The organism is Thauera butanivorans NBRC 103042 (assembly GCF_001591165.1).
GTDB lineage: Bacteria > Pseudomonadota > Gammaproteobacteria > Burkholderiales > Rhodocyclaceae > Thauera > Thauera butanivorans.
On sequence record NZ_BCUG01000004.1, the window covers coordinates 25,104 to 42,913 of the forward strand.

The window sequence follows — 17,810 nt, forward strand, 5'->3', positions numbered from 1 at the left end:
TGTCAGCGCCCCTTCCTCTTGCCCTTGCCGCCGGCATTTACCCCGGCGTGGGCGAGCAGTCCGGGCAGCTCTTCGAGCAGCAACTGCACACGGCTCAACGCATCGGACTGGTCGGCCAGGCGGTCGCCGCAGAACCGGGCGACCAGGTAGTAGACCGGTGTCAGGTCGTCGAACGCCTCGATGTACTGCTCGAGCAGATCGAGGTCGAAGTGCCGCTGTCCGTCACCCGACAGCATCACACTCAAGTTGCCGGGGTAGACGTACAGCTTGCCGGCGACCCTCTTCAGGCCGTGGCGATACACCCCGGCGGCAACCGCTTCCTTCAGCGATCCGTAGCGTTCCTCGAGGCCTGGCTCCATGTCCAGTGTGAGCTGGACGTGATCCGCATTGATACCCATCGATGCAATCTCCTATCGGCAGTTATGCGCGGTTATCAGTGCCCACGCTTATCGTTGAACCAGCGAAACACAACGCCCACCCCCAGGGAAAAAGAAGGCCGGCAGCAGCCATGCCGCCGCCGGCCCGAAGCTCCGACAGGAGGGAGGGAGACAAGAAACGGGAGGTGCGCCCCATGCGGATAGAATGCGAGTTCTCACACAACACAGTCATCACCACAGGAGCGCACCATGAGCAACTCCACCCCCGTCATGATTCTGGGAATGGTCTGGTACAAGGCCGAGCATTACGACGCCATCCGCCGGGTCATGGCCGACGGCCACAAGCTCCCCGCTACGTTCCACGAATGGCGGATGAAATCCGAGACTGGCGAGAAGAAGCATCGCCGCGACGGGAAGATCGTCGTGCGCGCCTTCATCGACCCCGAAGCGTTTCCCGACTGGTGCCGGGCGCGCGGCCTGAACATCGACGCCCAGGCACGCATGCAATACGCCGCAACCATCGCGAACGAAACTGTGATGCGCAGCCATGCAGAAGGCGACGGAGCACACTGACATCAGGCGGTCTCCTGTTCCACATGTGGGGCTGTGCCGCGCAGGTACGCCCAATCCACATCGGGGCGCAGGGCTTCGCAGCAAACGGCGCCGCCAGACTCCCGCTCGACCCTGATCGCCAACTCCGCTGCGCAGGGCTTCTGGCCATAGGCCACGTTGCGTAGGTGGCCGTAGCTCGTCCCGCACCGCCTGGCGAAGGCGATGCGGTGATCCATCGGCATACCGAAGAGGTAGGGCTTGAGCATCATGGCTAAATAGTAACCGAGCAGTTACCAGATAGCAATAACTACTCAGGGAATTACCAATCAGTTACGCATACACGAAAATAGGTCATGGACAAGAACGACATCCGCCGAGCTCGGCTCCGTCAAGTCATCGATGAGCGATTCGATGGTAAGGTCGCGCGCCTTGCGGCCTTTTTGGAGATGAAACCACCACAGCTTCACCGATGGCTATCAGGGAAGCAGGGGATTCACGAGGACAGCGCGGCCAGCATGTGCGAGAAGATTGGCCTCCCCGCCGGCTGGTTCGACCTCCCGCCCGACTCATCCCTGCCGTTGCCGACCCCCAAGGTAGGCATGGATGACAACGTACCCCCCGAAGCCGCCACCGAACTCTGGCGAAGCTACCAGCGGGCCGACGCCGAAGCCCAGCGGGTGGTCGACATCGTGCTCGACCGTGAACGCGGCGAGGTGGGTGCCATACTGAAGTCCGCTATCAGCACGGCACTACTGGCCGCAAAAAGAGAACCCGCCGCGCGCAAGAAGACGGCCTGACCTGCGGCTGGTATGGAGCAATAGCAGTGAGCATTGCAAACCGAAGGACATCTCACGCTGATAGCCCAACTGCCGAAAATTGAGATGAAGAACCTCAAACAACACGCTACTGAGCGAACGAAACAATGAGAAAAATCATCAGCCTTGCAGCTCTTGTTTTTTCCTGCAGTAGCTTTGGCTCCTGCTATGAGCTCTATCGAGGCGATGTGCTTATTGAGCGCACACCACACCCACCTTTCGACATTAGTTATCACCCAGACAATGGCCCCAGCGAGGCGCTGCAAGCATCACGGGCGAGAGGCGAACACCTCATCATTTCCCCATACCGTTGCCCCGATTCCCAGCAGGCTACTTCCATACAGCCTACGAAAGGATGGTCGGGGTACGGCAACGCAACAAGTGTTACCCCCAGCAGCACCGCATCTGGACGCTATGACGTATCGGCAGCAAGCGGCGGACGAACAAACGCCGAACACAGTTACCCCCATGTCGGCCCACGCGGCGGTCAATACCGAATCACCGCCAACGGGAAAAAGCGTTACGCGTCACAGGAAAGGAGGCGTTAAACATGGGATGGAGATTTCAGAGACGGGTAAAGATCCTTCCCGGCGTCACCCTCAATTTCTCGAAATCGGGGGTCAGTACCAGCTTCGGTCCACGCGGATTACGCTACACCATTGGTCATGGTAAACGACGGCTTACCCTCGGCATCCCTGGCACGGGCGTCCACTACACAGAAGTTACCAGCAAAAAACGACGCGCCCGACCACCTGCCCCAACACCAATCCCATTGCAGCCCGAGCAGTCCCATGGCACTGGATTCCTTGGCAGAGCACTCATTGTCGTAGCCATCATTATTGGCTTTGGCGTACTGGTCGCTGGCCTATCTCGCTACACTACTATCACGCTCTTGCTAGGCGCTATCATCGCTACCATTATTTTCATTATCGTGGTGGCTCGAGGCGGAACCTATCGTTAAGCCTGAATCAGCCCACAGGCACCCTTTCTAGAACGTCTGGCGATCAACCCCAAATCCCTCGAACAGGCATACACTTTGATCTGGTGTACACAAAGTAGCGCCAAGCTCAAGAGAAAAGATAGCGCCCCATCACTCCCCAAGAGCAGCCATTTGCTGCCGCATGTGCTCGATTTCTGATTGCAGGGTTTCGATCTGCAGGCCGTAACTGCTTGTGACGGCATTCATCTCGTCACTGATGCTGCGCTCCCACACAGCGCCGGCCAGGTTGTTGTTGGCGTAGCGTTTTTTGTCGCGCAACTGAGCAAGGCGAGTATTCATTTCCTCAGTCAGCTTCTTGATGCGGGTTTGATGACGATAGATGTCGTCATCAAGAATACGGCGCCGCACCGCATTGTCGGCAGCCTGTAGTTTGGCCTGATTGGCGCTGTGCCCTTGCTGCGCGCGCGCGGCGCTTTCTGCATTCCAGTGCCCCGTGGCTGGCGCCACCTTCAATTCCTCACCACCCTGGGCGCAAGGCACGTCCGAAAACACGACCTTGCCCCCTTCCTTGCACTTGTACACCTGCGCCTGGACACTCATCGTCGCGCCCGCAAGCACCATGGCCAGCACCAGTCTATTCATGCCCCACCCCAAGCAAACGTCATCGCGGCGAGGTTAACACAGCAATCGTCGCCGCACGCGTGACTGATTCCCTCTTGAAACAATAGAAACCCCGCCAAATTCAGCGTCAGCCAACGCACACCGCAAGCTGCCCGGTCATCACGCCGCGCTCAGCAGCGACGCATCGAGCTTGACCACCACATCCGCCCACGGCACCGTCACGCGCCCGTCCGGCTGCTTGTCGACCAGCCCGTGCTCGATCAGCTTTTGCACGTCGGCGTGGACGTTGGAGTAGTTGCGCGCCAGCGCCTTGGCCACCGCGTAGATGGACACCGGCCCCAGGCGCTTGACGGCCCGTAGCGTATCGAGCCGGCGCGGCGGCAGTTCGGCCAGCAGCTGCGCCGCATTGGCAAAGCCCAGATAGTAGTCACCCGCCGGCAGCACCGCCCCGGCGTCGATGCGGCGTGCCACATCGCGCACCTGCGCCTGCGTGGCCGCCCAGTCGGTAATGCCGATGATTGCCCGATTCGCCATGGTTCATTCCTCCGTCAAACGCGCGATGTCGGCCAGAAAGTCGGCCACCACCTGCAGCATGGACACGAAGCGGAACGGCACCTCGGTTTCGTCCGCGCCGACATGTTTGTGGTCGCCCTTGCCGGCTTCGTTGTCGTAACGCACCAGGGTGCGGCCCGCCCGGCCCGCATAGAAGCGGTACTTGTATTCGTGCGCCGACCCCGGCACTGACGGATCGACCGACCAAATGACCATTTCGATGGTCACGCCATCGGCCCGGGTTTCCTTGCTGCGATGGATCAGTGTCGCGCCCATGTATTGCATTGTACGGATATATCCGCATCACGCAATACATTAAATCCGACAGCCCGCTGAGTGCGGGCTTTTTGCGTCTGAGACATGGAGCAGAAAATAACCGTACAGTTATTGACAAAAAAGTAACCATAGAGTTACGATCAACCCATCTCAACACCCCCCCCACCGGGCCTGCGGTCAGGAGACGGAGCCAAGCATGAACACCCTCTCAATCACCGGCTACACCCGCGACTGCAACTGCGAGCACTGCGGCCGCCCGCTGAAGCTGGGTGTCGTCACGCCGGAAAAGGGCACCATCGGCGCCGACTGCTTCGTACGCCTGATCCAGCGCGACACCAAGCGCTACAGCGGCAACGGCAAGCCCTCGGCCGAGATGGTCAAGCAGTACGCGCTCATCATTGCCAAGGGACTGGAATACGCCGCCCGCCAATACGGCTACCGCGCTTCGTCCTTCGTGTTCCAGACCGCTTAACCACTACCGGCCCGCCGGTAGGCGGGCCTCCACCCCTGGAGACCGCAATGCAAACGTCTGCACCCTTCCTCATCGCCCTCCCCGACCTCGCCCCCGGCGAGATCTGGGCCGGCATCGCCGTCGAAGACGGCGCCCCCGCCCACCACCTGATCCTGCTGCCGGGCGACGTCAAAGGCGTCACCCACGAAGCCGCCACCGAATGGGCCGCCAGCATCGGCGGCGGACTGCCCACCCGCAAGGAGCAGGCGCTGCTCTTCGCAAACCTCAAGGATCAGTTTGAAGAGGCCGCCTACTGGAGCGCGCAGCGGCGCGAGTCCGACCCGGACTACGCCTGGTACCAGCACTTCGGCTTCGGCAACCAGGGCTACACCCGCCGCGACACCCAGCTCCGCGCCCGAGCCGTCCGCAGATTGCCCATTTGATCATTCGTCAATTCCCATCGGACACACATCATGCAAACGTCTGCACTTTCATCCGACCGCACGCTGCAGCGGCTCCGCCAGCGGCTGGACAGCTGGGCGCTTGATCACCTGCGCGCCCATGCCGCGGAACTCGCCAACCGGGTCGAGGCGCTCGAGGCTGAGATCGAAACCACGCGCGATGAGGCGCGCAGGGCGTGGGCGGCCGCCGACCAGTGGCACGACAACCACATGACCTTGCTGCACGAAATGATGGACATGGGCGCCGAGGTCGGCATTACCCGCGACGGCGAAGTGCTGGTGAGCTCGATGGCCGAAGCGGCGCCGCCCGACCTCGCCGACGGCGAGACCTACATCGGCACCATCCAGGTCGCCGGGCTCGCACCCTACCAGTTGATCCTGCTGCCGGGCGACGTCGAAGACGTCACCCACGAAGCCGCCACCGAATGGGCCACCAGCATCTGCGGGGAACTGCCCAACCGCCACGAGCAAGCCTTGCTGTTTGCTCATGCACGCGACCAGTTCGAGCGCGACGACTATTGGAGTGCCGAGCGGCACGAGTCCGCCCCGGACTACGCCTGGTACCAGCACTTCTACTACGGCGACCAGAGCTACGGCCACCGCGGCACCCAGCTCCGCGCCCGAGCCGTCCGCAGATTGCCCATTTAATCATTCATCAATTTCTGGAGGCCGCCGCAATGGTCCTGCTCCGAAAAATCATCTCCGCCGCACGTCGCTTGAGGCTGCAGGCGGCGGAGGCCGATCTGGCCTTCCTGGAAGCACGCGCACCGCTTGCCATTGCCGACCAGCGCGCGCGCGTCGACCAGCTCCGTGCAAAAGAAGGCCTGCCGCCGGTGCCCAGCAGCGCAGACGCAATCCGCCGTGACATCGAGCGCGCGACAAAGGCCGCGATACTGAGGATCTGACATGGACGCGCCGACCCGCCGTGCCATCGCCCGATTCTGGCGTACCTACGTGATCTGCCTGGCAATCGCCGGGCTCGTGATCCTGGGATGTGTGACATGAGCCTGATCCCCACCCCGCTCGTACCCCGCGATGACGACTTGATACCCGTCACCGTGTGCCTGACCCCCGTCCAGGCCGATCGCCTGGAGCGACTGCTTGCCCATTGTCGCGACCACAGCGGCTTGGACGATGAATCTGTCGCCGACATGGTTTTCGAAACCGGCCTGCAGGTTGCCGAGCAGGCCATCAACGGATAAGCCGCCATGCGCCAGTACTCCGACCTGCAGAAGTTCAAGGACGCCAAGACCATCGCCCGCGACTACGGCCTGTTCGTCGTCGAAAAGACCCTACGTACCAGCACCGCCTATCTGCTGTATCGCCGCACAGCCACCGGAAATGCATTCCTCGGCAAGCGCGGCAGCGTCGACGGCCTCTACCGCCTGGTGTGCAAGGTCACCAACTTTCACTAGCCCATTGCCGGCGGGCAATGCCGGCGCCATTCACGAGGTCCCCATGGAAAACACCACCTCCCCTGCCCTTGCAGAGGGCGAGATTCCCATCGCCATCATCCAGATCACCGGACACGCGCCCTACCACCTGATCCTGCTGCCGGGCGACGTCGAAGACGTCACCCACGACGCCGCCGCCGAGTGGGCGACCAGCATCTGCGGGGAACTGCCCAACCGCCACGAGCAAGCCTTGCTGTTTGCTCATGCACGCGACCAGTTCGAGCGCGACGACTATTGGAGTGCCGAGCGGCACGAGTCCGACCCGGACTACGCCTGGTACCAGAACTTCTACTACGGCGGCCAGAGCGACAGCCACCGCGACGACCTGCTCCGCGCCCGAGCCGTCCGCAGATTGCCTATTCAATCATTCACCAATTCCTTGGAGGCTGCCCAATGAGCGCCATCACCCTCAATGACATCAAAGCCGCGATCGTCTTGCAGCCGGGCGAACACTACGCCGGCATCGTGCTCGACCAGAAGCCCGAACACAGCTACCACCTGATCCTGCTGCCGGGCAGCGCCAACGACGTCACCCACGAAGCCGCCACCGAATGGGCCGCAAGCATCGGCGGCGATCTGCCGACCCGAAGCGAACAAGCTCTGCTGTTCGCGAACCTCAAGGATCAGTTTGAAAAGGCTGCCTACTGGGCCGCCCCGCGGCACGAGTCCGCCCCGGACTTCGCCTGGTACCAGCACTTCGACCACGGCCGCCAGCTCGGCTACCACCGCCACCTCCCGCTCCGCGCCCGAGCCGTCCGCAGATTGATCATTCAGTAATTTGACCCTTTCCATCGGCATGGCACACCACACCCAACTTCCGATCTATCGCGCGGCTTACTCGCTGCTCGACGCCATCACGGATCTCGCACGCAACATGCCGCGCGACTTCAAAACGTCGATTGGCACCAAGCTTCGCGACGAGGCCGTCGAGATCACCACCCTTGTTTTCCGGGCGAACGTCGCCCGCGAGAAGGCGCCGCACATCGAGGGGCTGATCGAGCGCGGTGTGGATTTTGTCGGCCAGGTCATCAAGCCCCACCGCCGTCACACCCGGCGCCGCACCGTGGCCGAGGCCATCCGCCGCACGGCCGAAGCAGCACCGGAAGACCTCCTCGCCACAGCAAACAGCTATTTCGGCCTGCTCGGCCAGGCCACTCGCAGCCACCACGATCGCGCACTGCTCGGCAATACAGTCCGCGATCGCGGACACAGCGTCAACTACGCGCTGACCAAGACATACCGGAGGGCATCATGAGCGCCAGCCGCCCCTGGAGCGCCGCCGACGATGATGCGCTGCGCCGCCTCTACACCGAGCTGTCGGCCAGCGCGGTGGCTCGACACCTGGGGCGCACGCGCAGCGCGGTCAGGAATCGCATCACGGCCCTGGGCTTGCGAAAAAGCACCAACAGCGGCCAGTTCCGCGCGGGCCACACCACCTGGAACAAGGGCATGCAGGGCCTCGACATCGGCGGCAAGGCCACCCGATTCAAGAAAGGGAACCGCCCCCACACCTGGCACCCGATCGGCCACACCCGCGTCACCAAGGACGGCTATCTGCAGCGCAAGACCGCCGACACCGGCGTCACACGCCGCGACTACGTGCACATCCATCACCTGGTGTGGCGCATGCACGGCGGAACCGTGCCGCCCGGCCATGCGTTGGTCTTCCGCGACGGCGACCGCCTGAACCTCGACATCAACAACCTCGAACTGATCACCCGCGCCGAGTTGATGCGGCGCAACACCGTGCACCGCCTGCCGCCCGATCTGAAGCAAGTCGCGGATCTGAAGCGGCAACTCTCCCGAAAACTCACCTACATCGAAAGGAGCAGCCATGAACAATGACATCACCGCACTTCGCTCGGTCTTGTTCGACACCCTGCAGCGTCTCAACGACCCGGAGAACCCCATGCCCGTCGACCGGGCCAAGGCCGTGGGCGAAATCTCGCAGACGATCATCAACACCGCCAAGGTCGAGCTGGAGCACATGCGCATCACGCGCGGCCGCGGCACGGGCTTCATGGGCGCCCTTCCTGCACCTGAGGAGCCCGCCCCGCCGGCCGAGCGTGAAGATGCCCTGTTGCCGGCCGCTGCCACGACGAGCCCCACAAAGCATGGCACCAAGACCGTGACACAGGCCCACGGCGCCACCGTGACGCGCCACATGATGAGGTAAGCGCCATGGAACAGACCATTTCGCCGTTTGCCGAGATCGAGCTGCAGCGGCTCGCACCGAGCCCGACCAATCCGCGCAAGACCTTTACCGACCTCGACGACCTGGCCGCATCGATCCGCGAACAAGGCGTGATGCAGCCGATCCTGGTGCGGCTGTGGCCGGACGACTACCCCACGCCCGAGGGGCGCGACGACCGCCCCACCTACGAAATCGTTGCCGGTGAGCGCCGGTATCGGGCTGCACAGCTTGCCGGCCTGGCGAGCATCCCCGCCCTGGTACGGCCGCTGAACACCCGCCAGGTGCTGGAAGCGCAGATCGTCGAGAACCTGCAACGGCGTGACGTGACAGAGCTCGAAGAGGCCGAAGGCTACCAGCTGATGATGCGTGACCACGGCTATACCGCCGACCAACTCGCCGAGAAGGTCGGCAAGAGCCGGGCGTACATCTACGGCCGGCTGAAGCTGACTGCGCTGTGCGAAGCGGTGCGCGAGCGCTACCGCGCCGGCGAGCTGGATGCCAGCCGTGCGCTGCTGATCGCCCGCATCCCCGTGCCGGCGCTGCAGGAAGAGGCGGCCAAGGCCATCCTCGAGGGCTGGAACGGCCCGATGAGCTACCGCAACGCCGCCCGGCACATCCAGGACCGCTACACGCTCGATCTGAACAAAGCACCGTTCGATCGGAACAACGCGTTCCTCTGGCTCGCCGCGGGCGACTGCAACACATGCCCCAAGCGCACCGGCAACACGCCCGAACTGTACCCGGACACCCCTGCAGACGTCTGCACGGACCCGTCATGCTACGCGACCAAGAAAACAAACCACATCGCACAGCAGGCCGAACTGCACCGCGAGGCCGGATTCAAGGTGATCACCGGCGATAGCGCCAAGAAGATCGCGCCGCACGGCATCTACGGCGCCAGCATCGGCAATGACTACGTGGCCCTGGATCACAAGAGCTATTACGGCGACAAGGAAACGACCGCACGCAAGGCGATCAAGGGGCACGACGTGCCGACCGTGATGATCGAGGACGTGCGCGCCGGCACGTTGGTGCCAGCCGTTGCAAAGAAAGACCTCGACCAGGCACTCAAGGCCAGCGGCATCCGCGTCAGCACCAGCAGCCGCAACCCGCGCGAGCTGGCCAGAGAACGGGCACGCAAGAGTGAACAACAGTTCCGGCGGGCGTTGTTCGACGCACACCACGTAGCGAAAGCCGCCGACGCCCACGACAACAACGGCGACGTGCTCAATGAAGCCGATCTCTCGCTCATCGCCCGCCAGTTCTGGGCACGCCTGCATCACGACGCCCAGAAAGTCATCGGGCGCATGTACTTCCCCGAAGCCCCGGCAGAAAGCGAGCCGGATGCCGAACGCTTCACCAAGAATCCGGACTATCTGCGTGCGGATTATCTGCGCATCAGCGCAGTGACTGGAATGATCGATGACCTGGCCAAGCGGGCGCTGGTCACCCTGCTGCTGGATATCGCGCTGGTTGGCACGCTTGACGTTCCGACCTACATCGAGGACATCAGCACGCCCCTCCCCCTGCTGGCGGCCGTGCATCGGGCCGGCCTGAATGCCGATGAGATTCGGGCAAGCCTTGATGCCAAGCCGACGAAACCCGCTTCTACCCCACCCAAGGCTGCGCCGGCAGGCGGAGCTACCCACGCGAGCAAGGAGAAAAAACCCGCCACGCGCGCGAAACAGGCTGCGCCGGCGGGCGGGAAAACCGCCGCGAAACCCAAGACACAGGCCGCTGCCGCGGCAAGCAAGGCAAAGGCAAAGACCAGCGGCCGCGCTGCGGCCGGAGGAAAGGGGCAACCCACCGACGATCCACCGGCGTACCGCTGCCCGAACACCCTCGACATGCTGGAGGCCCGAGCATGAGCAAGATCTACAGCAACGTGATGCTCGACCTCGAAACCATGGGCAACGGCCCGGACGCGGCCATCGTGGCCATTGGCGCCGTTGCCTTCGACGTCGCATCTGGCGAAATCGGCCCCGCCTACTACAACAGGGTCACCCTCGAATCGGCCGTGCAAGGCGGCGGCGTGATCGACGCCAGCACCGTCGCCTGGTGGATGCAGCAGGGTGACGAAGCACGGCAGGAGATCTGCCGCCCTGGTGGTGTAACCATCGGCGATGCGCTGCGGTCCTTCGCCATCTGGGTGGCCGAGCATGCGCACGATACCGAGATGTGGGGGAATGGCGCCAGCTTCGACAACGTCATCTTGCGCGGCGCCTACGCCCGCCAAGGCTTGCAGCCGCCGTGGGCCTGGTGGAACGACCGGTGCTACCGCACCGTCAAGGCACTGCACCGCGACGTGCCGATGGAGCGCCTCGGCACCCACCACAATGCCCTGAGTGACGCCACCAGCCAGGCGCAGCACCTTATCAAGATGCTCGCGCCTCGGCCGCCGGACGGGTGGGCAGTCATGAACGAGGACGGCCGCATCGTCACATGGTATCCACAGCGTGATCATGCATCGATCATCGCCGCACAGCACCGCCCCGGCGCCGTCCTGCGGGCGATGCACCTGGAATGAACGGCAGCTTGTTTCTAGGAGCGACCTGATGATTCTGACGCACGATCAGATCGTCGAGATTACCCAGCGCGTGCGAGCAAGCGCGCAACGACGTATGCTCGACCATCTCAATATTCCATATCGCCAGAGGCCGGACGGAACACCGGTCGTATTCGAGGCCGACATTCATGCGCCCGCGAAAGAAAGACCGACACCTCCCCGCCTGCGTTTACCTGAGGCACGGGGCTTATTGGCTGGTCAAGGCCGGCAAGTGGCATCGCCTCGGGGCAGACCTTGAAACCGCCCTGGTCGAGTATGCACGTGCCCAAGCGCGCCGACAGGGCAGCATGCCGGAATTGATCGATCAAGCCATGCCGTCGATCCTCAAGGGAAAAGCCCAGAACACGATCGCCCAGTACCGTATCGCCGCCCGAAGGCTGCAGGACATGTTTACCGAGTTCGCGCCACAGCAGGTCACGCAGCGCGATATTGTCCAGGCCCTCTCAATCATGGACGACCGTCCAGCTGCAGCAAATCGGCTACTCGTCGTGCTGCGCATGGTGTTCAACTGGGGGCTGCGCACGGGACTGGTTGAGTTCAACCCATGCATCGGCGTCGAGCGACTGAAGATGCGCCCACGCACGCGCCGAGTCGACTTGGAAGAGTTCGAGGCAATCAAAGCGCAGGCCGGTCCGCTGCTCGCAGTCATCATGGACCTGTGCTACCTGACTGGGCAGCGCATTGGTGATGTGCTGACGATCAGGCGCGCAGACCTCCGTACAGACGGTCTCTATGTGGAGCAGCAGAAGACGGGGGCGCGGATGCTCATCGCCTGGAACCCCGAGCTTGCAGCGGCCGTCGAGCGCGCCAAGGCAATGCACAAGAACGTTGCAAGCCTCTATTTGCTTCCGGGCCTGAACGGAGGCCCCCCAAAGTACGGCACGATTTGGGCGCAGTGGCGCAAGGCCCGCGAAGCAGCAGGAATTACCGATGCCAACATTCACGACCTACGCGCGATGTCAGGAACGGAAGCGGAAATGCAGGGCATCGATCCCCAGCGCCTGCTCGGACATCGTGACGCCTCGATGACGAGGCGCTATCTCCGGGATCGCGGGGTAACGATCGTCCATGGTCCGAGTATTGGACACGTCCAAAACAAACGAGCCAAAAGCTAGGCTGTTACTGGGGTTGATGTAACCACTTCTTCCATCTATGTCGTTTTCCTCGTGCCGCCGTTGCGCTGGGCAACGGCGGGAACTCGTTTCGCGGCCGCCTTGCGTTCGCGCCATTTGGGCATGATCAGGCGCATGCCCTGCACCCGCTTCACCCCATGCATCAGATAAGCCCCGCCCAGCAACGGCCACCAGCGCGCGCCGGCGCGATCCATCCAGCGCAGGCGTTCGAGCCACGGCGCACTGTTCAGCGCCGGCACATGGCAGCCGGATTCGACCGCCAGCACCTCGAAGCCGAGCAGCTTCAGCCAGTCCTTGATCCGCATCGCCGGCCGGTACTGGCCGCGCCACGGCGGCACGCCGTCCTTGCGTGCCGCCAGGCGGCGCAAGCCCCACAGGCTGATCGGATTCAGCCCGCTCAGCACCACGCTGCCTTCCGGCACCAGCACACGCTCCACCTCGCGCAGCACCTGATGCGGATCGGCGGAAAACTCCAGCACGTGCGGCATCAGCACCAGATCGATGCTCGCGCTGGCGAAAGGCAGCTCGAACTCGTTCGCCAGCACCGCCGCCGGCCCCGTACGGGCGCAGACGAAGCGGAAAGGCATGCGGTTGGCGGCCAGCAGATCCAGCCCGGGCAAGCCGATCTGCACCGCCCTGTAGCCGAAGATGTCCGCCACCATGCGCTCCAGCACGGCTCGCTCCCATTCGAGCAGGTACTGCCCCGGCGGCGTTTCCAGCCACGCGGAGAGATCGGGCATTGACATCGGCGACCAGGCTTCCACAATTGGCGGATGCACATTATCCCTCTTCCCGCCTTCCGCGATAACTACATCTGGCTGATCCGCGACGGTCGCCACGCAGTCGTGGTCGATCCGGGCGATGCCGCACCGGTGCTGGACTACCTGGCACGCGAAGGGTTGCAGCTCGCCGCCATCCTCGTCACCCATCACCACGCCGACCACGTCGGCGGCCTGGGCACGCTGCTGTCCCACGCACCGGTGCCGGTGCATGGCCCGTTCAACGAACGCATCGACGGCGTCGATCATCCCGTGGCCGAAGGCGACACGGTGCGCATCGATGCGCTGGATCTAGAGTTCGACGTGCTCGACGTCCCGGCCCACACCGCCGGCCACATCGCCTACGTCAGCCGGGGCACACCGCCCCGCGCGCTGTTCTGCGGCGACACGCTGTTTTCGGCCGGCTGCGGCCGCCTGTTCGAAGGCAGTGCACGGCAACTGGCTGACGCGCTGGCCAGGTTCGCCGCCCTGCCCGACGACACCCTGGTGTACTGCACGCACGAATACACCTTGTCCAACCTCGCATTCGCACGTGCAGCCGAACCGCACAACCCCGAACGCGACGCCTACGTCGAGCGCTGCCAGGCGCTACGGGCTGCGAACCGGCCCACGCTGCCGAGCACGATCGGGCTGGAAAAGGCGATCAATCCCTTCCTGCGCAGCGACCAGGCACAGATCCGCGACGTGCTTGCCGGCCATTCCGGCGTGCGGCCTGCCGACGCCATCGAATGCCTGGCCGCGCTGCGCGCCTGGAAGGATACGTTCTGAAATTGACGCCCCGTCCCGCCGGTCGATAGACTTGCGGGCTCCATCGTCCGCGGCACAAGGCAGTCGCACGATCATGCCCAGACAGTTCGCCGCCCGCATCTCCGCTTTCATGACCAGTCTCGCCTGCATCGGGTTGCTCGTCATCGGCGGGCCTGCGCATGCCCAGCAGGCGGTGCCCGCTCCACTCGAGGTCGACGAAATTGCCGTGCCCGAGCGCGTGCTCACGCTCGATCTGACCCGCGACGCCAACGACATCTGGGATCGCATCCGCCGCGGCTTCGGCATGCCCGACCTCGACAGCGAGCGCGTCGGCGACCAGCAGGCCTTCTACCTGAACAGGCCGGGCTTCCTGAAGCAGGTGTTCTCGCGCGGCGGCCGCTATCTGTACTACATCGTCGACGAACTCGAACGCCGCGGCATGCCCACCGAGCTGGCGCTGCTGCCGATGGTCGAGAGCAGCTACAACCCGCTTGCCTATTCCCGCGCCCACGCCTCCGGCCTGTGGCAGTTCATCCCGTCCACCGGCAAGCAGTACAACCTGACGCAGGACAACTGGGTGGACGAGCGGCGCGACGTCATCGCCTCGACCAATGCCGCGCTCGACTACCTGCAGTACATCTACGAGATGCACGGCGACTGGCATCTGGCGCTGGCTTCCTACAACTGGGGCGAAGGCTCGGTTCAGCGTGCGCTGAAGCGCAATGCCGAGGAAGGCCTGCCGCTGGAATACAGCCACCTGCGCATGCCGGACGAAACGCGCAACTACGTGCCCAAGCTGCAGGCGATCAAGAACATCGTCTCCGAGCCGGAGCTGTTCCATTTCGAACTGCCCTACGTCGCCAACGAGATGCACTTCGTTTCGGTCGATGCGCCGATCGGCGTCGACCTCGCCACCGCCGCGACACTGTCGGGCATGCCGCTCGACGAGTTCCTCGCCCTGAATCCCGGCTTCAACCGCCCGGTGACGACGATGCCGGGCCAGGCCTTCATCGTTCCCACCGACCGTGCGCGCCAATTGCGCGAAGGCCTGGACGAATTGAAGCGCAGCGGCAAGGGCTGGAGTCTGCACACCGTCGAAAAGGGCGAGCGGCTGGAGCAGATCGCCGCCCGGCATGATCTGAGCGTGACCGAGCTGCGCCAGATCAACGGTCTCTCCGGCAATGCCGTGAGCGCAGGACATACCCTGCTGGTGCCCAGCGGCATCGACCCGGACGGCGCCTTGCAGGTCAGCAGCATGCTGCCCTTCGCCGCTGCAGCGGCACGCCAGCAGGGCTTGAAGATCGGCGGTTCGGGAGGCGGGCTCAAAGCGCCTGCCGCCGTGCGCACAACGGCGGGCGGATCGAAAAAGGCCGCGGCCCCGGCGAAGCCGGGCGCAAAGAAGGCCGCGCCGAAAGCAGCCCCCAAGAAAGCCTCGAAACCCGCCGCGAAAAAGGCGCCCCAAACCAGCACGGCGAAGAGCACCGGAAAGACCACCGCCAAGCCGGCAGCGCCGAAGCAGGCAAGCAAACCCGCCGCCAAGGCCAAAGCGCCCGCCAGGAACTAGGTGTGGATGGGTCGGGCCGCGTAGGTCGGGCCGCGTAGCCAGCGCAGCAAAACCCGACATCGCTGCGCTCGCTCTCGAGATGGCGGATTTCGCCTTCGGCATCTACCGATGCGGCCCGCCCCATCTCGCCGCCAGACTGCCCTGCTCAATCCCCCAGCGAGCGCAGGATGGGAAGAGCCGAAGGCGAAACCCATCGCCTCAAGCGTGGCGCGGTGGGTTCCGCTGCACTCTGGCCCCCTGCCTAGTTGCCTTCCTGCTCAATCTCCCAGCCGCGGCCAGTGGCAGCGGAAACGGTGGCCCTGGCCGAACTCGGTCACCGGCGGGTAGCTGATGCGGCAGACTTCGGTCGCGTGCGGGCAGCGCGGATGGAAGTGGCAGCCCGCCGGCGGGTTCAGCGGCGAAGGCAGGTCGCTCGCGACCGGCGCCGCATCGCCACCCTTGCCGCTCATTTCCCTGTGCTCCTCGCCGATCCTCGGCACCGCGGCGAGCAAGGCGCGCGTATAGGGATGGGCCGGCGCGCGCAGCACCTTGTCGGCCGGCCCCTGCTCGACGATGCGCCCGAGGTACATCACCGCCACGTCGTCTGCCAGGTATTCGACCACCGCCAGGTTGTGGGTGATGAACAGGTAGGCCAGGCCACGCTCGGCCTGCAGCTCGCGCATCAGGTTCAGCAGTTGCGCCTGCACCGACACGTCGAGCGCGCTGGTCGGCTCGTCGCAGATGATCACCTGCGGCGACACCGCCAGCGCGCGCGCTACCGCGATGCGCTGGCGCTGGCCGCCGGAAAACTCGTGGGGGTAGCGCCAGCGCATGTCGGCCGACAGGCCGACGCGTTCGAGCAGTTCATCGACGCGTGCGCGGCGGGCATTCGAATCGGCTTCGACGCCGAGGCTGGCCATGCCCTCCTCGATGATGTCGCCGACGCGCATGCGCGGATTGAGCGACGCGAACGGATCCTGGAACACCATCTGCACCACCCGGCGCATGGCCCGCAGCGCTTCGCCGCGGTGCGCGCTGATGTTCTCGCCGCCGAGGAAGAGCTCGCCGGCGGTCGGCTCGATCAGCTTCAGCGCGGCCTTGCCGACCGTGGTCTTGCCGCAGCCCGATTCGCCGACCAGCGCCAGCGTCCGCCCGGGTGCGAGGCTCAGGCTGACGCCGTCGACCGCGCGGACATGCCCGACCGTACGCCGCAGCAGCCCTTTGCGCACCGGGAAATGGACGCTGAGATCCTGCACTTCCAGCACCGGCGCAGCCGGGCGCGCGCGCCATGGCGCGGCCTCCGGCTGCACGCCGGCAGGCCGGTGATGCGGCACGGCCACGCCTTCGTACAGATGGCAGCGCACCGCCTGCTCGCCGATGCGGTGCCAGGCCGGCGACTCGTCGTCACAGCGATCGAAGGCCAGCGCGCAGCGTTCGGCGAAGCGGCAACCCGGAAAATCCCGGTCCAGCGTCGGCACGGCGCCGCTGGGCGCATCCAGCGGCGCGCCCCGCTTCGCCGCGCCCGGCAAGGCGGCGAACAGCTTGCGCGAGTATGGATGCAGCGGTGCGTGGAAGAAGGCTTCACGCGGCCCGGTCTCGACCAGTTCGCCCGCGTACATCACGCCGACCCGGTGCGCCATGCGCGCCACCACGCCGAGATCGTGCGTGATCAGCAGCATGCCCATGCCGCGCTCGGCCTGGATCTTCACCAGCAGGTCCAGCACCTGGGCCTGGACGGTGACGTCGAGCGCCGTCGTCGGCTCGTCGGCGATCAGCAGCTGCGGCTGTCCGGCGAGCGCCATCGCGATCATCACGCGCTGCTTCATGCCGCCGGAGAACTGGAACGGGAAATCGCGCAGCCGCCGTGCCGGATCGGGAATGCCGACCGCTTCGAGCAGGCGACAGGCTTCCGCTTCGGCCCGCACGCCGTTCACCCCATGCTGCGCCAGCGCCTCGGCGATCTGGGCACCGACCGTCATCACCGGATTCAGGCTGGTCGAGGGCTCCTGGAAGATCATGCCGATGCGCCCGCCGCGCACGCTGCGCATCACCGACTCCGGCAGGCGCAGCAGGTCTTCGCCGCCCAGGCGGATCTCGCCGCGCTCGATGCGGCCGCCGTCGGGCAGCAGCCGCGTCAGCGCGAGCGCGGTAATCGATTTGCCGCAGCCCGATTCGCCGAGCAGCGCGAAGGTCTCGCCTGCGGCGATCGCCAGATCCACGCCGTCGACCGGCCGCGCCGCGACGGCGCCACCGCGGTCGATGGCGACGGCGAGCCCGGAGACGGACAGAAGCGGAACGGCACCGCCGGAAGAAGCCGCGGCTGGCGCGGAAAGGTTCATTGCTGGCGTT

27 protein-coding genes are annotated in these 17,810 nt (G+C 64.6%); 20 read left to right on the forward strand and 7 right to left on the reverse strand.

Annotation, left to right across the window (positions count from 1 at the left end; genetic code table 11):
* Nucleotides 1-2 precede the first annotated feature (2 nt).
* Nucleotides 3-398, reverse strand: coding sequence for a hypothetical protein (locus TBU01S_RS02350; RefSeq protein ID WP_068635040.1), 396 nt, complete (start codon nucleotides 396-398; stop codon nucleotides 3-5).
* Nucleotides 399-626: 228 nt separating this feature from the next.
* On the opposite strand from TBU01S_RS02350, the gene TBU01S_RS02355 reads away from it, so the two are divergent.
* Nucleotides 627-950, forward strand: a complete 324-nt coding sequence (locus TBU01S_RS02355; RefSeq protein ID WP_068635041.1) for a hypothetical protein — start codon at nucleotides 627-629, stop codon at nucleotides 948-950.
* Nucleotides 951-952: 2 nt separating this feature from the next.
* Here TBU01S_RS02355 and TBU01S_RS02360 read toward each other — a convergent pair whose 3' ends face one another.
* On the reverse strand, nucleotides 953-1,198 hold the full coding sequence (locus TBU01S_RS02360) for a transcriptional regulator (protein WP_068635042.1): 246 nt from the start codon (nucleotides 1,196-1,198) through the stop codon (nucleotides 953-955).
* A gap of 84 nt (nucleotides 1,199-1,282) precedes the next feature.
* On the opposite strand from TBU01S_RS02360, the gene TBU01S_RS02365 reads away from it, so the two are divergent.
* Nucleotides 1,283-1,726, forward strand: a complete 444-nt coding sequence (locus tag TBU01S_RS02365) for a hypothetical protein (protein WP_068635043.1) — start codon at nucleotides 1,283-1,285, stop codon at nucleotides 1,724-1,726.
* Between the two features lie 568 nt (nucleotides 1,727-2,294).
* A complete protein-coding gene (locus TBU01S_RS25060) occupies nucleotides 2,295-2,705 on the forward strand; it encodes a DUF4236 domain-containing protein (RefSeq protein WP_083953419.1) in 411 nt (136 codons plus the stop codon).
* Nucleotides 2,706-2,834: 129 nt separating this feature from the next.
* Here the strand turns inward: TBU01S_RS25060 and TBU01S_RS02370 are convergent, their stop codons facing one another.
* The 3 genes from TBU01S_RS02370 to TBU01S_RS02380 all read right to left on the reverse strand — a co-directional run bounded on the left by TBU01S_RS02370 (nucleotide 2,835) and on the right by TBU01S_RS02380 (nucleotide 4,133).
* Complete coding sequence (locus TBU01S_RS02370) at nucleotides 2,835-3,326, reverse strand: DUF4124 domain-containing protein (protein ID WP_083953420.1); 492 nt, start codon at nucleotides 3,324-3,326, stop codon at nucleotides 2,835-2,837.
* A 138-nt stretch (nucleotides 3,327-3,464) separates the two neighbouring features.
* Entirely contained in the window at nucleotides 3,465-3,839 is a 375-nt protein-coding gene (locus TBU01S_RS02375; protein WP_068635045.1) for an HVO_A0114 family putative DNA-binding protein, read from the reverse strand.
* A 3-nt stretch (nucleotides 3,840-3,842) separates the two neighbouring features.
* On the reverse strand, nucleotides 3,843-4,133 hold the full coding sequence (locus tag TBU01S_RS02380) for a toxin-antitoxin system TumE family protein (protein WP_068635046.1): 291 nt from the start codon (nucleotides 4,131-4,133) through the stop codon (nucleotides 3,843-3,845).
* Nucleotides 4,134-4,329: 196 nt separating this feature from the next.
* Here TBU01S_RS02380 and TBU01S_RS02385 point away from each other — a divergent pair, with 196 nt between their 5' ends.
* The 15 genes from TBU01S_RS02385 to TBU01S_RS02450 all read left to right on the forward strand — a co-directional run bounded on the left by TBU01S_RS02385 (nucleotide 4,330) and on the right by TBU01S_RS02450 (nucleotide 12,374).
* Nucleotides 4,330-4,605, forward strand: coding sequence for a hypothetical protein (locus tag TBU01S_RS02385; RefSeq protein WP_068635047.1), 276 nt, complete (start codon nucleotides 4,330-4,332; stop codon nucleotides 4,603-4,605).
* 47 nt (nucleotides 4,606-4,652) lie between these two features.
* Nucleotides 4,653-5,027 (forward strand): Lcl C-terminal domain-containing protein, encoded by a 375-nt coding sequence (locus TBU01S_RS02390; RefSeq protein WP_068635048.1) that lies wholly within the window; start codon nucleotides 4,653-4,655, stop codon nucleotides 5,025-5,027.
* Between the two features lie 30 nt (nucleotides 5,028-5,057).
* On the forward strand, nucleotides 5,058-5,693 hold the full coding sequence (locus TBU01S_RS24425; RefSeq protein ID WP_217999540.1) for an Lcl C-terminal domain-containing protein: 636 nt from the start codon (nucleotides 5,058-5,060) through the stop codon (nucleotides 5,691-5,693).
* Between the two features lie 29 nt (nucleotides 5,694-5,722).
* Nucleotides 5,723-5,950 (forward strand): hypothetical protein, encoded by a 228-nt coding sequence (locus TBU01S_RS02400; RefSeq protein ID WP_068635049.1) that lies wholly within the window; start codon nucleotides 5,723-5,725, stop codon nucleotides 5,948-5,950.
* 96 nt (nucleotides 5,951-6,046) lie between these two features.
* On the forward strand, nucleotides 6,047-6,247 hold the full coding sequence (locus TBU01S_RS02405) for a hypothetical protein (protein WP_157659078.1): 201 nt from the start codon (nucleotides 6,047-6,049) through the stop codon (nucleotides 6,245-6,247).
* 6 nt (nucleotides 6,248-6,253) lie between these two features.
* Nucleotides 6,254-6,460: a hypothetical protein gene (locus tag TBU01S_RS02410; RefSeq protein ID WP_068635051.1), complete on the forward strand. Its 207-nt coding sequence runs from the start codon at nucleotides 6,254-6,256 to the stop codon at nucleotides 6,458-6,460.
* Nucleotides 6,461-6,503: 43 nt separating this feature from the next.
* Complete coding sequence (locus tag TBU01S_RS02415) at nucleotides 6,504-6,896, forward strand: Lcl C-terminal domain-containing protein (RefSeq protein WP_083953421.1); 393 nt, start codon at nucleotides 6,504-6,506, stop codon at nucleotides 6,894-6,896.
* Nucleotides 6,893-7,276 carry an Lcl C-terminal domain-containing protein gene (locus TBU01S_RS02420; RefSeq protein WP_068635052.1) on the forward strand — a complete coding sequence of 128 codons (384 nt, stop codon included), beginning with the start codon at nucleotides 6,893-6,895 and terminating at the stop codon, nucleotides 7,274-7,276. The genes TBU01S_RS02415 and TBU01S_RS02420 overlap by 4 nt, the downstream gene beginning before the upstream one ends.
* Before the next feature lies 1 nt (nucleotide 7,277).
* Entirely contained in the window at nucleotides 7,278-7,754 is a 477-nt protein-coding gene (locus TBU01S_RS24430) for a four helix bundle protein (RefSeq protein WP_217999541.1), read from the forward strand.
* Entirely contained in the window at nucleotides 7,751-8,344 is a 594-nt protein-coding gene (locus tag TBU01S_RS02430) for an HNH endonuclease signature motif containing protein (RefSeq protein ID WP_068635053.1), read from the forward strand. The genes TBU01S_RS24430 and TBU01S_RS02430 overlap by 4 nt, the downstream gene beginning before the upstream one ends.
* Nucleotides 8,334-8,675 carry a hypothetical protein gene (locus TBU01S_RS02435; protein ID WP_088178822.1) on the forward strand — a complete coding sequence of 114 codons (342 nt, stop codon included), beginning with the start codon at nucleotides 8,334-8,336 and terminating at the stop codon, nucleotides 8,673-8,675. Before TBU01S_RS02430 ends, TBU01S_RS02435 begins: the two co-directional genes overlap by 11 nt.
* 5 nt (nucleotides 8,676-8,680) lie before the next feature.
* Nucleotides 8,681-10,561: a ParB/RepB/Spo0J family partition protein gene (locus tag TBU01S_RS02440; protein WP_068635054.1), complete on the forward strand. Its 1,881-nt coding sequence runs from the start codon at nucleotides 8,681-8,683 to the stop codon at nucleotides 10,559-10,561.
* The gene (locus tag TBU01S_RS02445) at nucleotides 10,558-11,220 is read left to right on the forward strand and encodes a 3'-5' exonuclease (RefSeq protein ID WP_068635055.1); all 663 of its coding nucleotides are present in this window, start codon (nucleotides 10,558-10,560) and stop codon (nucleotides 11,218-11,220) included. Before TBU01S_RS02440 ends, TBU01S_RS02445 begins: the two co-directional genes overlap by 4 nt.
* Nucleotides 11,221-11,248: 28 nt before the next feature.
* The gene (locus TBU01S_RS22875; RefSeq protein WP_157659079.1) at nucleotides 11,249-11,497 is read left to right on the forward strand and encodes a DUF4224 domain-containing protein; all 249 of its coding nucleotides are present in this window, start codon (nucleotides 11,249-11,251) and stop codon (nucleotides 11,495-11,497) included.
* Nucleotides 11,498-11,546: 49 nt separating this feature from the next.
* Entirely contained in the window at nucleotides 11,547-12,374 is an 828-nt protein-coding gene (locus TBU01S_RS02450) for a tyrosine-type recombinase/integrase (protein WP_217999542.1), read from the forward strand.
* A 35-nt stretch (nucleotides 12,375-12,409) separates the two neighbouring features.
* On the opposite strand, the gene TBU01S_RS02455 is transcribed toward TBU01S_RS02450, so the two are convergent.
* On the reverse strand, nucleotides 12,410-13,138 hold the full coding sequence (locus TBU01S_RS02455; RefSeq protein ID WP_068635184.1) for a class I SAM-dependent methyltransferase: 729 nt from the start codon (nucleotides 13,136-13,138) through the stop codon (nucleotides 12,410-12,412).
* Between the two features lie 27 nt (nucleotides 13,139-13,165).
* Between TBU01S_RS02455 and gloB the strand changes: the two genes are divergently transcribed.
* Nucleotides 13,166-13,939, forward strand: a complete 774-nt coding sequence (gene gloB, locus TBU01S_RS02460) for a hydroxyacylglutathione hydrolase (RefSeq protein WP_068635057.1) — start codon at nucleotides 13,166-13,168, stop codon at nucleotides 13,937-13,939.
* Between the two features lie 73 nt (nucleotides 13,940-14,012).
* Complete coding sequence (locus tag TBU01S_RS02465; RefSeq protein ID WP_088178824.1) at nucleotides 14,013-15,482, forward strand: transglycosylase SLT domain-containing protein; 1,470 nt, start codon at nucleotides 14,013-14,015, stop codon at nucleotides 15,480-15,482.
* Between the two features lie 257 nt (nucleotides 15,483-15,739).
* On the opposite strand, the gene TBU01S_RS02470 is transcribed toward TBU01S_RS02465, so the two are convergent.
* Nucleotides 15,740-17,800, reverse strand: a complete 2,061-nt coding sequence (locus TBU01S_RS02470) for an ABC transporter ATP-binding protein (protein ID WP_068635058.1) — start codon at nucleotides 17,798-17,800, stop codon at nucleotides 15,740-15,742.
* Nucleotides 17,801-17,810 lie beyond the last annotated feature (10 nt).

What these genes read in the sequence shown, in the direction of transcription:
- TBU01S_RS02350 (WP_068635040.1), bottom strand. Translation starts at nt 398, where the DNA reads ATGGGTATCAATGCGGATCACGTCCAGCTCACACTGGACATGGAGCCA.
- TBU01S_RS02355 (WP_068635041.1), top strand. Translation starts at nt 627, where the DNA reads ATGAGCAACTCCACCCCCGTCATGATTCTGGGAATGGTCTGGTACAAG.
- TBU01S_RS02360 (WP_068635042.1), bottom strand. Translation starts at nt 1,198, where the DNA reads ATGATGCTCAAGCCCTACCTCTTCGGTATGCCGATGGATCACCGCATC.
- TBU01S_RS02365 (WP_068635043.1), top strand. Translation starts at nt 1,283, where the DNA reads ATGGACAAGAACGACATCCGCCGAGCTCGGCTCCGTCAAGTCATCGAT.
- TBU01S_RS25060 (WP_083953419.1), top strand. Translation starts at nt 2,295, where the DNA reads ATGGGATGGAGATTTCAGAGACGGGTAAAGATCCTTCCCGGCGTCACC.
- TBU01S_RS02370 (WP_083953420.1), bottom strand. Translation starts at nt 3,326, where the DNA reads ATGAATAGACTGGTGCTGGCCATGGTGCTTGCGGGCGCGACGATGAGT.
- TBU01S_RS02375 (WP_068635045.1), bottom strand. Translation starts at nt 3,839, where the DNA reads ATGGCGAATCGGGCAATCATCGGCATTACCGACTGGGCGGCCACGCAG.
- TBU01S_RS02380 (WP_068635046.1), bottom strand. Translation starts at nt 4,133, where the DNA reads ATGGGCGCGACACTGATCCATCGCAGCAAGGAAACCCGGGCCGATGGC.
- TBU01S_RS02385 (WP_068635047.1), top strand. Translation starts at nt 4,330, where the DNA reads ATGAACACCCTCTCAATCACCGGCTACACCCGCGACTGCAACTGCGAG.
- TBU01S_RS02390 (WP_068635048.1), top strand. Translation starts at nt 4,653, where the DNA reads ATGCAAACGTCTGCACCCTTCCTCATCGCCCTCCCCGACCTCGCCCCC.
- TBU01S_RS24425 (WP_217999540.1), top strand. Translation starts at nt 5,058, where the DNA reads ATGCAAACGTCTGCACTTTCATCCGACCGCACGCTGCAGCGGCTCCGC.
- TBU01S_RS02400 (WP_068635049.1), top strand. Translation starts at nt 5,723, where the DNA reads ATGGTCCTGCTCCGAAAAATCATCTCCGCCGCACGTCGCTTGAGGCTG.
- TBU01S_RS02405 (WP_157659078.1), top strand. Translation starts at nt 6,047, where the DNA reads ATGAGCCTGATCCCCACCCCGCTCGTACCCCGCGATGACGACTTGATA.
- TBU01S_RS02410 (WP_068635051.1), top strand. Translation starts at nt 6,254, where the DNA reads ATGCGCCAGTACTCCGACCTGCAGAAGTTCAAGGACGCCAAGACCATC.
- TBU01S_RS02415 (WP_083953421.1), top strand. Translation starts at nt 6,504, where the DNA reads ATGGAAAACACCACCTCCCCTGCCCTTGCAGAGGGCGAGATTCCCATC.
- TBU01S_RS02420 (WP_068635052.1), top strand. Translation starts at nt 6,893, where the DNA reads ATGAGCGCCATCACCCTCAATGACATCAAAGCCGCGATCGTCTTGCAG.
- TBU01S_RS02430 (WP_068635053.1), top strand. Translation starts at nt 7,751, where the DNA reads ATGAGCGCCAGCCGCCCCTGGAGCGCCGCCGACGATGATGCGCTGCGC.
- TBU01S_RS02435 (WP_088178822.1), top strand. Translation starts at nt 8,334, where the DNA reads ATGAACAATGACATCACCGCACTTCGCTCGGTCTTGTTCGACACCCTG.
- TBU01S_RS02440 (WP_068635054.1), top strand. Translation starts at nt 8,681, where the DNA reads ATGGAACAGACCATTTCGCCGTTTGCCGAGATCGAGCTGCAGCGGCTC.
- TBU01S_RS02445 (WP_068635055.1), top strand. Translation starts at nt 10,558, where the DNA reads ATGAGCAAGATCTACAGCAACGTGATGCTCGACCTCGAAACCATGGGC.
- TBU01S_RS22875 (WP_157659079.1), top strand. Translation starts at nt 11,249, where the DNA reads ATGATTCTGACGCACGATCAGATCGTCGAGATTACCCAGCGCGTGCGA.
- TBU01S_RS02450 (WP_217999542.1), top strand. Translation starts at nt 11,547, where the DNA reads ATGCCGGAATTGATCGATCAAGCCATGCCGTCGATCCTCAAGGGAAAA.
- TBU01S_RS02455 (WP_068635184.1), bottom strand. Translation starts at nt 13,138, where the DNA reads ATGTCAATGCCCGATCTCTCCGCGTGGCTGGAAACGCCGCCGGGGCAG.
- gloB (WP_068635057.1), top strand. Translation starts at nt 13,166, where the DNA reads ATGCACATTATCCCTCTTCCCGCCTTCCGCGATAACTACATCTGGCTG.
- TBU01S_RS02465 (WP_088178824.1), top strand. Translation starts at nt 14,013, where the DNA reads ATGCCCAGACAGTTCGCCGCCCGCATCTCCGCTTTCATGACCAGTCTC.
- TBU01S_RS02470 (WP_068635058.1), bottom strand. Translation starts at nt 17,800, where the DNA reads ATGAACCTTTCCGCGCCAGCCGCGGCTTCTTCCGGCGGTGCCGTTCCG.